The sequence below is a fragment of the Psychromonas sp. Urea-02u-13 genome, from assembly GCF_002835995.1.
Taxonomy (GTDB): domain Bacteria; phylum Pseudomonadota; class Gammaproteobacteria; order Enterobacterales; family Psychromonadaceae; genus Psychromonas.
Genome location: NZ_PJBZ01000053.1, coordinates 62,987 through 74,344, shown reverse-complemented (window position 1 = coordinate 74,344; position 11,358 = coordinate 62,987). Strand labels below are relative to the sequence as shown.

Annotated in this window: 9 protein-coding genes; 3 read left to right on the top strand and 6 right to left on the bottom strand. The window is 39.2% G+C overall.

The features are described 5' to 3' along the window. Positions 1 to 98 precede the first annotated feature (98 nt). Positions 99 to 740 carry a PilZ domain-containing protein gene (locus CXF74_RS08905; RefSeq protein ID WP_101082058.1) on the bottom strand — a complete coding sequence of 214 codons (642 nt, stop codon included), beginning with the start codon at positions 738 to 740 and terminating at the stop codon, positions 99 to 101. 223 nt (positions 741 to 963) lie between these two features. Between CXF74_RS08905 and leuS the strand changes: the two genes are divergently transcribed. From leuS to holA, 3 genes are all read left to right on the top strand, one after another. Beyond that, positions 964 to 3,552, top strand: coding sequence for a leucine--tRNA ligase (gene leuS / locus CXF74_RS08900; RefSeq protein ID WP_101082057.1), 2,589 nt, complete (start codon positions 964 to 966; stop codon positions 3,550 to 3,552). A gap of 125 nt (positions 3,553 to 3,677) precedes the next feature. Then, entirely contained in the window at positions 3,678 to 4,208 is a 531-nt protein-coding gene (locus CXF74_RS08895) for an LPS-assembly lipoprotein LptE (protein ID WP_101082056.1), read from the top strand. A 5-nt stretch (positions 4,209 to 4,213) separates the two neighbouring features. Beyond that, positions 4,214 to 5,212 carry a DNA polymerase III subunit delta gene (gene holA, locus CXF74_RS08890; protein WP_101082055.1) on the top strand — a complete coding sequence of 333 codons (999 nt, stop codon included), beginning with the start codon at positions 4,214 to 4,216 and terminating at the stop codon, positions 5,210 to 5,212. 123 nt (positions 5,213 to 5,335) lie between these two features. Here the strand turns inward: holA and CXF74_RS08885 are convergent, their stop codons facing one another. The 5 genes from CXF74_RS08885 to grpE all read right to left on the bottom strand — a co-directional run bounded on the left by CXF74_RS08885 (position 5,336) and on the right by grpE (position 11,031). Further along, positions 5,336 to 5,956 carry an FKBP-type peptidyl-prolyl cis-trans isomerase gene (locus tag CXF74_RS08885; RefSeq protein WP_101082054.1) on the bottom strand — a complete coding sequence of 207 codons (621 nt, stop codon included), beginning with the start codon at positions 5,954 to 5,956 and terminating at the stop codon, positions 5,336 to 5,338. A gap of 117 nt (positions 5,957 to 6,073) precedes the next feature. Continuing rightward, complete coding sequence (locus tag CXF74_RS08880; RefSeq protein WP_101082053.1) at positions 6,074 to 6,625, bottom strand: bifunctional adenosylcobinamide kinase/adenosylcobinamide-phosphate guanylyltransferase; 552 nt, start codon at positions 6,623 to 6,625, stop codon at positions 6,074 to 6,076. A 208-nt stretch (positions 6,626 to 6,833) separates the two neighbouring features. Then, positions 6,834 to 7,970, bottom strand: a complete 1,137-nt coding sequence (dnaJ, locus tag CXF74_RS08875) for a molecular chaperone DnaJ (protein WP_101082052.1) — start codon at positions 7,968 to 7,970, stop codon at positions 6,834 to 6,836. A gap of 114 nt (positions 7,971 to 8,084) precedes the next feature. After that, positions 8,085 to 10,001 carry a molecular chaperone DnaK gene (gene dnaK / locus CXF74_RS08870; protein WP_101082051.1) on the bottom strand — a complete coding sequence of 639 codons (1,917 nt, stop codon included), beginning with the start codon at positions 9,999 to 10,001 and terminating at the stop codon, positions 8,085 to 8,087. Positions 10,002 to 10,416: 415 nt separating this feature from the next. Beyond that, the gene (gene grpE, locus CXF74_RS08865; RefSeq protein ID WP_101082050.1) at positions 10,417 to 11,031 is read right to left on the bottom strand and encodes a nucleotide exchange factor GrpE; all 615 of its coding nucleotides are present in this window, start codon (positions 11,029 to 11,031) and stop codon (positions 10,417 to 10,419) included. Positions 11,032 to 11,358 lie beyond the last annotated feature (327 nt).

Sequence of the window (11,358 nt, the reverse complement as noted above, 5' to 3'; positions counted from 1 at the left end):
TAATACAGACAAAACCCCAAACTTGTAAAGGTTAAATGACAAAAAAAAACTGTTTGCTGATAAATCAGACAAACAGTTTAAATAAACATCAAAAAATTTTACTTGAATTGATTTGCGTGTGCTTCTGGGTGTTGCTCTGCATGACATTCGAACAAATATTCAGCAAGTGCAGCCAAAACAGTATCATCAGTCGACTTACCTAATGAATACGCAACAGTTTTATTATCAACACGTCTGATTTGAGATCCAGATATCGCTAAACGATCACGATTTGGTAACTGTAAGTAAATGTTGTGTAATTGTTCAGGGAAATCAGCGCCCTCTTCATCATCAATCAATAACGAGATACCAGATGCCGACAAATCTTTGATTTTATAATGTAACTCTTCACCTTGCTCATTAACTAATGAAATAGTTTTATCAGCAGGTAAACGCCACGAACGTAATTGATCACCTGTCTCAAAGATTTTAGGTGATTTAAGACTCATTCTGAAATTAGCAAAATCGCCCATTTGCATTTGTACAGGAAAAACAAGATGGTGGTTTCCATAGTTAGCGACAAGTTGTAAATCATCCGCTAAGCCAAGCTGGAACAGCAATGCATCTTTGCCATTAGACCCTGTGATATCATACTCAAGAGTCTTTTTTTCACTTTCAGGATCATCAATATCCATGATCATTTCAGAGAGAAGCTTAAATTCATCGTCATTTACAATTAGTTCTTTAACATCTTCTGCCATAGGGCCTCCATCATTCAGTATTTAAAAATATATTAATGGCTAGAGTACGCCAAATTAAGCAATAATTAAGCAATAAATTACATTTTTTGACCTTTTGTCTCCAAAAAAGGGCTTTGTTGATTGAAAAACAAACCATCCTTCGCATAATTATTGTTGCAACCATCTGACTCCTGTATCCTAACGCCTTACTTATTTCCCCTTTTTATTGCTAGGCAGACAGAATATGCAAGAGTTATATAACCCCAAAGAGATTGAAGCGAAATTCCAAAAAAATTGGGATGATAACCAATCATTTAAAGCGACTGAAGACCCGTCAAAAGAGAAATATTACTGCCTATCAATGTTTCCTTACCCAAGTGGAAAACTACACATGGGTCACGTACGTAACTACACCATTGGTGATGTAGTCTCTCGTTACCAACGTATGCAAGGTAAAAATGTAATGCAACCTATGGGTTGGGATGCATTTGGTTTGCCAGCAGAAAACGCGGCAATCAAAAACAATACTGCGCCAGCAGGTTGGACTTACGAAAATATCGCTTACATGAAAACCCAGCTTAAACAGTTAGGTTTTGGTTATGACTGGAGCCGTGAATTAGCGACTTGTCAGCCTGAATATTACCGTTGGGAACAATGGTTCTTTACTAAATTGCTTGAAAAAGATCTTGTTTACAAAAAAATGGCAACCGTTAACTGGGATCCTGTTGACCAAACAGTATTAGCGAATGAACAAGTTATTGATGGTCGCGGTTGGCGTTCAGGTGCCATTGTTGAGCAAAAACAGATTCCACAATGGTTTATTAAAATCACTGCTTACGCACAAGAATTACTTGATGATTTGGACCAGTTAGATGAATGGCCAGAGCAAGTGCGTACTATGCAACGTAACTGGATCGGTCGCTCTGAAGGCATCGAGATGGACTTTAAAGTAGTCGGCACTGGCGAAACAGTCTCTGTTTACACGACTCGTCCTGACACAGTAATGGGTGTTACTTACATCGCAGTCGCTGCGCAACATCCAATTGCACTTGAAGCGGGTAAAACGAATCCTGAATTAGCTGCTTTTAGCGATAAATGTAAAAACCAAAAATTGGTTGAAGCAGAACTCGCAACAATGGCTAAAGAAGGTGTTGATACTGGCGTTAAAGCAATTCACCCAATCACCGGTGAAGAAGTACCCGTTTGGACAGCTAACTTTGTATTAATGAGTTACGGCTCAGGCGCGGTTATGTCAGTACCTGCACATGACCAACGTGATTATGAATTTGCTAAAGAATACGGCTTAAACATTAAAGCCGTTATCAAACCAGCAGATGCTGACGTTGATGTTTCTGAAGTGGCTTACACTGAAAAAGGCGTGTGTTTTGACTCTGGCGTATTTGCACAATTAGACGGCCTAGATTTCACTGCTGCATTCGATGCAGTAGAAGAAAAACTGACCAGCGAAAATAAAGGTAAGCGCCAAGTTAACTTCCGCTTACGCGATTGGGGTGTTTCTCGTCAACGTTACTGGGGCGCACCAATCCCAACGTTAACACTTGAAGACGGCACTGTTGTTGCAGTCCCAGAAGACCAACTACCTGTTGTACTGCCTGAAGATGTTAAAATGAATGGTATTACATCACCGATCAAAGCAGATTTAGAGTGGGCTAAAACGACTTATAACGGTCAGCCTGCAACACACGAAACAGATACCTTTGATACGTTCATGGAATCAAGCTGGTACTACGCACGTTACTGTTCGCCACAAAGTGACGACAAAATGTTAGATCCTGCAAAAGCGAATTACTGGTTACCTGTAGACCAATACATCGGTGGTATTGAACACGCTATCTTGCATCTTTTATATTCTCGTTTCTTCCATAAATTATTACGTGACTTTGGTTTAGTAGATTGTGATGAACCTTATAAGAAATTGCTAACACAAGGTATGGTATTAGCAGATGCTTATTATTATGAAGATGAGAAAGGCGGTAAAGTTTGGATTTCTCCAAAAGACGCAATTACTGAAACCGATGAAAAAGGCAAAGTATTAAGCGCTAAAATGGCAGATGGCCAAGCACTTATTTTTGATGGCATGTGTAAAATGTCTAAATCAAAAAATAACGGTATCGACCCACAGGATATGATCGATAAATACGGCGCAGACAGCGTACGTTTATTTATGATGTTTGCTGCCCCTGCTGAGCAAACATTGGAATGGTCTGATTCTGCGCTTGAAGGTTCATTACGTTTCCTTAAGCGTTTATGGAAAGTAGCCGTTGATCATGTTGCTGCTGGTGAAGTTGCTGATTTAGACATTAAATCACATAATGACAAGCAAAAAACACTACGCCGTGAACTGCATAAAACCATCAAGAAAGTAACGGATGATTTAGGTCGTCGTCAAACGTTCAACACCGCTATCGCCTCGGTAATGGAGTTGATGAACAAGTTAACTAAAGCGCCAACGGCTGATTTACAAGATCGTGCCATTATCCAAGAAGCATTAGTGGCAGTGGTTAAATTACTGTCACCTATCACACCACATATCTGTGCAGAGTTATTTGAAGCATTAGGTGAACAAGGTGATATTTTAACAGCGCCTTGGCCAACGGTTGATGAAGCGGCTTTAGTAGAAGATTCAAAACTTATTATCGTACAAGTTAATGGTAAGTTAAGAAGTAAACTAACCGTTGCTGCTGACATTACTAAAGAAGCGGTTGAAGCATTAGGATTAAGCGACGAAAATGTGGCTAAATTTACCGAAGGCAAAACAGTACGTAAAGTTATCTACATTCCTGGTAAGTTACTCAACATCGTAGCTAATTAAACAGTAGTGAACTAAACAGTCGCCAACTAAGATAAAAACTATAAGGCTGGAATGCGAGGGACAGAGATGTTTCAAGCTTCTAGCCTTTCGTCCATTAAGCGCCCTTTTTAAAGGCAGAGATAAATATGAAAACTTTGTTTAACGCGTTGAAAATCTCCACGCTACTTTCTTCAGTGTTATTTTTAAGCGCATGTGGTTTCCACTTAAAACATAACGATGGATTAGTCGAAAAACATCCAAAAATATTATTACAAAGTGCCCCAAATTCTGATTTAACACGATTAGTTAAAATACGATTACGTGGTGCAGGCATTGAAATTGTCACAGAGCCATCAGAAGATATTGCAATATTAAAGATTAATGCAGAACGTCAGAGTGCACGTACTATTTCACTCTATGTCAATGCGCAAAATGCAGAACAAGAGTTAGGTTATAACCTCAGTTATTCCATTCAAAGCCCTGGTTATGAAGCACAAGACTTTACCGTCAATTTATACCGAGATTTTTTAGACAATCCAGCACAGGCATTGGCAAAATCACGAGAAGCGGAATTATTAGTCAAAGAGTTACGTGTTATCGCCGCCGATCATATTATTAATACCATGCTCAGCTTGGAAAATAAAAATAGTAAACAGCTTGATGAAGAGACTCCTTAATTCAGATGCGTATCTATCCAGAGCAACTTCAACAACATATTAAGCAACAGATCCCCAATTGCATTCTTATCTTTGGTGATGAAGCCCTGCTGACGTTAGAAGCACAAGATCTTGTCAAACAGGTCGCTAAGTCTCAAGGCTATCTCGAACATTTCAGTTTTAGCCTTGATGGTAACTTTGAAAAAGATGAAATTTATAGTCATCTACAAAGTTTATCTTTGTTTTCAGATAAAAAGATCATCGGACTAACACTAACTAAAACAAGTAAAGAAAATACTGCTTTTTTACGTGAAATTGCGCCTTTATTAAATGACGATATTTTGCTGTTATTGCAAGGCCCTAAGTTGAACAATCAGCAACTCAACGGCGCTTGGTTTAAGAAATTAGAGTCTCAGGGATTATATGTTGCTGCTAATGCCCCGAGTGCCCAACACTTCCCACAATGGGTTTTTAAGCGTTTAAAATCATTAGGTTTACAAGCGAATAAAGAGGTCATTGATTTTCTCTGTGTGCATTTTGAAGGTAACTTATTAGCGGCTAAACAAGAGTTCGAAAAACTTGCACTGTTATACCCTAAGCAAAACCTGACCTTGCATCAAGTTGAACAATCTATTACCACGCATAACCATTTCTCGGTTTTTCAATGGCTAGATAGCTTACTCGCGGGTGATAAGTTTAGAAGCCAACGGATTTTGCAGCAATTGAAAGCGGAAGGTTTAGAGTTATTAATACTCAGCGCGACGTTAAGTAGTGAAGTTCAGAAGTTACTCAAGCTAAGTTACCAGATGCAACATACACCCTTGCCGCAATTATTAAATCAGCATCAACCTAAGTTATGGACCAGTAAACAAGCGTTAATGACAGAGGCATTAAGCCATGTGACAACTCAGCAGTTAGAACAACTGTTGATGCAATGCGCACAATTAGAGATTGATGTAAAAGTAGAAAATAGTAGCGACAGCTGGTTAACACTTGAGTTAATGAGCACCACCTTTTATCGATAACAATACACTTTATTTGTTGATACAAAAAAGCCCATACGCTGTGAACAACGTATGGGCTTTTTTATTAACGGCTCAATCCAAAGTCATTAAGGACGACGGATTGAGTCATTAAATGAAGTGGAATTATTTAATTGCTAATAATTCTACTTCAAATACTAATGTTGCGTGAGGACCGATTGCAGCACCAGCGCCACGTTCGCCGTAAGCAAGATCAGCAGGGATAGTTAGTTTGTACTTTGAACCAACAGGCATGATTTGTAATGCTTCAGTCCAACCAGCGATAACACCGCCAACTGGGAATTCTGCAGGCTGACCACGTTCAACAGAACTATCAAATACAGAACCGTCAACTAACATACCGTGGTAATGAACGCTTACAGTAGAGTCAGCAGTTGGGATTTCGCCTTCGCCTTGTGTAATAACTTCAAACTGAAGACCAGATGCAGTTACTTCAACGCCATCTTTAGCAGCGTTTGCAGCTAAGAATTCAGCGCCAGCAGCACCTAATATTTTAGCTTGTTCTTCAGCAGCAACTTGCATACGTGCAGAGATTGTTTGGAATGCTTCTTGAAGATCTTGTTGAGAAACTTGGCTTTCTGCACCAACGAATGCATCAGCAATGCCAGCAGCAACAGCAGAGATTTCTAAACCGTCAAAAGGTTGTGCACGAAGTTGCTCGCCCATTTGTAGACCAATACCGTAGCTTGCTTGTAATTCTTGTGTAGTTAATTGTAGTTCAGACATGTCATTCTCTTCTATTATTAAATGTAAGTGGTTAGATATTTTTTGTTACATGATAATTAAATGGGGGGGTAAATTCATTTTTAAAGGCTTATTATGAAATAAAAGTTTAAAAAATAATTAACCTTTTATTTGTTGCGCAATACCAGCGGTCACTACAGTGACATTATCGGCTAAACGCGCGACTTCCTGATTCAGTTCTCCCAACTTATCAGCATAAACACGCATCAATTTACTTTCGCCTATCAAGCCACAACCCACCTCACCTGTGACGATAAAAACGGTCGCTTGCAATACGCTTAAACGCTGGATAAGTTGATTTTTAACCTGTTCATATTCAATCACGCATTGCTTTAATGATTTATCTTGAGAGAGATACCAACCGACCCAAGTCGATAAACATTCAATTAAAATCAGTTGATCTGGCCCATCGTGACTATCTAAAAAGTGATTTAAGGTCTGTTGTTGATAATCGAGCTCACAGGTCACCAGTTTATTATCACGGTGTAATTGATGACGGGCAATACGGCTTTTGGTTTCTTCACCAATCGCGAGACTGGTCGCAATATAAAAAGCATGTTGTTGTTTTGTCGAGACAAGGCACTGAGCAAGTTGCTTCTCTGCAAAGTCACTTTTCCCACTGCGTACACCACCAATCACTAAATGTTTCATCTGCTTATCTCTTTAGTTGAATTTCAGTTGTTCGAATATAGGCCATTTTGAAGTTAAAAAAATACCATCACAAGGATGGTATTTTTCATAAACAATAAGTTGTTATTTAGGAATCGTTACACAATAACTTGCGCTAAATTGTTTTCAAAAAACCTAAAATGACTGGTTATTTTGAAAATAAAAGTGCAAGTAATTTTGAAGCCAATCCTTACTTACTTAAATCATCAAAGAAGTTTTTAAGGTTATTCAAAAAACCATCTGATTTTGGTTTGTGTTTTTTAGGGCTTGAAGAACACGTTGTTTCAAACTCTTTAAGTAATTCACGTTGTTTAGCAGAAAGCTTAACAGGTGTTTCAACAATCACTTTACACATTAAATCGCCAACACTGTGGCTACGTACTGATTTAACACCTTTATTACGCATACGGTACATACGACCTGTTTGCGTTTCTGCAGAGATTTTTAGTTTTACACGACCATCTAAAGTCGGTACTTCAATCTCGCCACCAAGCGCCGCTTCTGCGAAGCTAATTGGCACTTCACAATAAAGATTATCACCGTCACGCACAAATACTTCGTGATCAATCACATTCATTTGTACATAGAGATCACCCGATGGTGCACCATGTTCGCCTGCTTCACCTTCGCCACTTAAACGAATACGGTCACCGGTATCAACACCCGCTGGAATTTTAACATTAAGCGTTTTGCTGTTTTCGTAACGTCCTTCACCATGACATTTATGACATGGGTCAACAATGATTTTACCTTTACCACGACAAGTCGGACAGGTTTGGTTAACTGCGAAGAAACCCTGACGCATTTGTACTTGGCCTTGACCGTGACAAGTACCACATGATCTCGCTTCAGTACCTTTTTTAGCACCTGAGCCATTACACTGTTCACAGTGAACTTGTGTTGGGATTTCAATCTCTTTTGAAGCGCCGTGTACCGCTTCTTCAAGTGATAATTCCATATTGTAACGAAGATCTGCACCCTGCTGTGGACGTTGTGCTCCACCGCGACCGCCACGACCACCGCCAAAAATATCACCAAAAATATCGCCGAACTGATCGCCAAAATCACCGCCGCCACCACCAAAACCACCTTGGCTTTGCTGATTAACACCTTCATGACCGTATTGGTCAAACGCTGCTTTTTTATTTGAATCGTTAAGAATTTCGTAAGCTTCTTTTACTTCCTTGAATTTTTCTTCAAGCGCAGTATCACCCTTTGTTCTATCTGGATGATATTTCATTGCAAGACGTTTATACGCCTTTTTAACTTCTTTTTCCGTTGCACTGCGGGTTACACCAAGCACTTCATAGCAATCACGTTTTGACATTTTTAGTTCTCAAATTTCTATTTTACAAATAATAACGCGGATTATAGAGAACTCTATAACCCGCGTCATTGTTTTATTTATAATGAACAACCCTACATAATGAAGGGAGGTTGATTATTTTTTATCATCTTTCACTTCTTCAAACTCAGCATCAACAATGTCATCGTCTTGCTTTGCTTGTGCTTCAGGTTGCGCTTCACCGGCTTCGCCAGCTTGTGCTTTCTGTTGAGCAATTTCAGCTAGTTTTGCAGATGCTTCAGCAAGTGCTGTTGTTTTAGCTTCGATAGCTTCTTTATCTTCTGCTTTCGTTGCTTCTTCAAGCTCTTTTAGAGCAGCTTCAATTTTTTCTTTCTCGTCAGCAGGTAATGCATCACCAGCTTCTTCGATTTGTTTCTTAGTTGCATGAATCATAGCGTCTGCTTGGTTACGTGCAGCAACTACTTCTTCAAATGCTTTATCCGCTTCAACATTTGCTTCAGCATCTTGAACCATTTGTTCAATCTCTTCATCGCTTAGACCAGAGCTTGATTTGATCGTAATTTTTTGCTCTTGGTTAGTATCTTTATCTTTAGCAGATACGTGTAAGATACCATCAGCATCCATATCGAATGTTACTTCGATTTGTGGCGTACCACGAGTCGCTGCACGGATACCTTCAAGGTTAAATTGACCTAGAGATTTGTTATCACTCGCACGTTTACGCTCACCTTGTAAAATGTGAATCGTTACAGCAGCTTGATTATCTTCAGCTGTTGAGAACGTTTGAGATTGTTTAGTAGGGATAGTTGTGTTTTTCTCGATAACTTTCGTCATCACACTACCCATTGTTTCAATACCCATTGATAAAGGCGTAACGTCTAATAAAAGAACGTCAGTTTTTTCACCAGAAAGTACAGCACCTTGAATCGCCGCGCCCATTGCAACTGCTTCATCAGGGTTAACGTCTTTACGTGCTTCTTTACCGAAGAACTCAGCAACAGTGCTTTGTACTAAAGGCATACGAGTTTGACCACCTACTAAGATAACATCATCAATGTCACCAACAGAAAGGTCAGCATCTTTAAGCGCGATACGTAGTGGCTCAAGCGTCGCTTTAACCATGTCTTCAACTAGAGATTCTAATTTAGCACGCGTAATTTTAACGTTTAAATGTTTAGGACCTGTTGCATCAGCAGTGATGTAAGGCAGGTTAATATCTGTTTGTTGTGTAGAAGAAAGCTCGATTTTCGCTTTTTCAGCGGCTTCTTTAACACGTTGCATAGCTAGTGGATCGTTTGTTAGATCGAAGCTTTGCTCTTTTTTGAATTCGTCAACTACAAAGTTGATTAGACGGTTATCGAAATCTTCACCACCTAAATGGGTATCACCGTTTGTCGCTAATACTTCAAATGTTTTTTCGCCATCTACTTCATCAATTTCAATGATTGAGATATCAAAAGTACCACCACCTAAGTCGTATACAGCAACAACACTGTCGCCTTTAGCATTGTTCACGCCGTAAGCGAATGCAGCAGCAGTTGGTTCGTTTATGATACGTTTAACATCAAGACCCGCGATACGACCAGCATCTTTAGTTGCTTGACGTTGTGCATCATTGAAGTAAGCAGGTACTGTAATTACAGCGCCAGAAACTTTTTCGCCTAAGTAATCTTCAGCTGTTTTTTTCATTTTTTTCAAAACTTCAGCAGAGATTTGTGGTGGAGCCATTTTCTCGCCACGTGCTTCTACCCATGCATCACCGTTGTCAGCTTTAACTATTTTGTAAGGCATGATTTTAAGATCGCGTTGAGTTTCTTCATCTTCAAAACGGCGACCGATTAAACGCTTGATAGCGAATAATGTATTTGTTGGGTTAGTAACAGATTGACGCTTAGCAGGTTGACCTACTAATGTTTCGCCGTCTGTGTAAGCAATGATTGAAGGAGTAGTACGTTCGCCTTCTGCATTTTCAATAATTTTAGCTACATCACCATCTAATACAGAAACACATGAATTAGTTGTACCTAAATCAATACCGATAATTTTACCCATTTTACTTCTCCAACTTATTGTCGTTTTATTTGTTTGGTTAGTGACGACCGGCTTTATTTAAAACCGTTGTCATTTTGATATTTACTATATGAGGGGGGAATTTTTACTTTCAAGGGGAAGTGATAAAAAACTTCAATTTATTTTAGAAATAAAAAAAGGCGCTTATTTTATTTCTAAAATAAGCGCCTTTTTAATATAAATACAGTGAGCTTCTACATCAATGAGCAATTCAGCACTAAGTCAATTAGGTATGATTCAAGGCGAAAGCGCGGAGTTGGGTTTACCCATTACTCCGCACGTCCTGTGCTACGCCCTACGGGCCATCCTTTGGATGTTCAAATTTATTCCAGAAAAATTTGTGAGCACTTTCAACGATGAAGCTTGCCTAAATGACGACGGGCTGAGTTGTGAAAGATTAAGCAGCGCCAACCATAACCATAGCCGGACGAATAACTTGACCGTTATATTCGTAACCTTTTTGCATCACAACGATCACTTCGTTAGCTGCTTTGCCTTCGATTTTTTGTTGGCTAACAATCTGGTGTCTTTCTGGATTCGCTTGCTCGCCAACCGGGTTCATTTGCACAATGCCTACTTTTGCAAAAGAATCGATCATTGATTTAAGTGTTAACTCAACACCTTCAGCCATTTTAGCTAATGCTTCATTTTCTTTATCAATATGGCTAACTGCCATCTCTAAAGAATCAGCAACTGGCAATAGTGCTTCAGTGAAACGCTTTAATGTACGTTTTACTTTACTTTCTGCGTCAAGACCCGCTTTACGGATTTCGTTTTGAGCATGTGCTTTTGCACGTACTACTAAATCTTTTTGTACAATCACGTCTTCTTCAGCAAGTGCAAGTTTTTTGCCTAGCTCTTCAATCATGTTGACTTCTTTAGTTGATTCTTCTTCAACTACTTCTGGCTCAAGTAATTCAGCTTCAACAGCTTCTGGTGCAGTTGCGTTCGCTTCTTCAGCTAAAACCGTTTCAATTGCTTCTTCAACACTTACTTTTTGTTCTTCGCTCATTTTTTATTCCTAACTAGCTAGCTATAAATTGAATACTTTATAGGGGTATTATGGGGATTCGAATAATAGTTTCAAGTCTGTTAATAAAATCATTTAAACAAGTTACATACCCGTCATCAATCAAAGTCCTTCATTCAGTCGTTAGCTCGGATGCGGAAGCAAAGCGCAACATGATGATCTTTCGAGAAATTAACTGCGTTAATTCTCTATCGGTAGAATGAAAAAGAATACTTTCATCCTTTAATGGCGGGTTATTATCGAATATTGCTACGCAGAATTAGCTTTCGAGCTAGCGACCCGAAGGGCAAGCGGAGAGGCAAACATATT

Bases quoted from the DNA above. Each gene is read 5' to 3' on its own strand.
- CXF74_RS08905 (WP_101082058.1), bottom strand. From the start codon at position 740: ATGGCAGAAGATGTTAAAGAACTAATTGTAAATGACGATGAATTTAAG.
- leuS (WP_101082057.1), top strand. From the start codon at position 964: ATGCAAGAGTTATATAACCCCAAAGAGATTGAAGCGAAATTCCAAAAA.
- CXF74_RS08895 (WP_101082056.1), top strand. From the start codon at position 3,678: ATGAAAACTTTGTTTAACGCGTTGAAAATCTCCACGCTACTTTCTTCA.
- holA (WP_101082055.1), top strand. From the start codon at position 4,214: ATGCGTATCTATCCAGAGCAACTTCAACAACATATTAAGCAACAGATC.
- CXF74_RS08885 (WP_101082054.1), bottom strand. From the start codon at position 5,956: ATGTCTGAACTACAATTAACTACACAAGAATTACAAGCAAGCTACGGT.
- CXF74_RS08880 (WP_101082053.1), bottom strand. From the start codon at position 6,625: ATGAAACATTTAGTGATTGGTGGTGTACGCAGTGGGAAAAGTGACTTT.
- dnaJ (WP_101082052.1), bottom strand. From the start codon at position 7,970: ATGTCAAAACGTGATTGCTATGAAGTGCTTGGTGTAACCCGCAGTGCA.
- dnaK (WP_101082051.1), bottom strand. From the start codon at position 10,001: ATGGGTAAAATTATCGGTATTGATTTAGGTACAACTAATTCATGTGTT.
- grpE (WP_101082050.1), bottom strand. From the start codon at position 11,031: ATGAGCGAAGAACAAAAAGTAAGTGTTGAAGAAGCAATTGAAACGGTT.